Source organism: Ideonella sp. P3_A4, assembly GCF_056403075.1.
Map to the genome: position 1 here is coordinate 1 of NZ_JBFUGE010001360.1, position 563 is coordinate 563.

The window sequence follows — 563 nt, forward strand, 5'->3', positions numbered from 1 at the left end:
CGATCACCACTGCGCCCGCTAACCAATTCATAGTGCGGCCTCCGAATCGTCACTCCATCTTGGTGGAGCTTGACCTGCGCCGCATCCTTTACGTTGTGGATCGGCGCATCGGCTCTGGACTGCCAAGGCGCGTACGGCTGCATTTGTCCTACAACGCCGGCACGATCCTCTGCAGCTGATCCSCAAACTCCACCACCAACGCCGGCGGCCGCGGTAGATCGAACTTCACGGTTAGCCCGACCGTGGGCAGCCGTGGCAGCCGATCACCCGTCGCCAAGATCTGCAGATCGGCTGGTACAGCCGCCTGCGTCAGCACCGCAATCGCCTGGCCTGAGCGCACCACCGCCAGCAGACCGGACATGGCGCCGCTCGCATAGGCGACCCGGTACGGCCGCCCCACAGCTTCCAGCCGCTCGCACGCGGCCAGATGGTCGAACGTGTCGGGGTCCGACAGCGCGAGCTGCAGCGGTTCGCGTGCCACCGCATCGTCATGCCGATTGCCAACCCAGACCAACGGCTCGCGGCGGATGATGGGTGTGGTGCTGTCGACGTCGGTGATGGAG

General features: G+C 65.5%; 1 protein-coding gene. It reads right to left on the reverse strand.

The annotated features are described in order from the left end of the window. Positions 1-148: 148 nt before the first annotated feature. Positions 149-563, reverse strand: a 415-nt coding sequence (locus AC1DYI_RS38010) for a type 2 periplasmic-binding domain-containing protein (RefSeq protein ID WP_477209209.1), incomplete at its 5' end; no start/stop codon positions are given.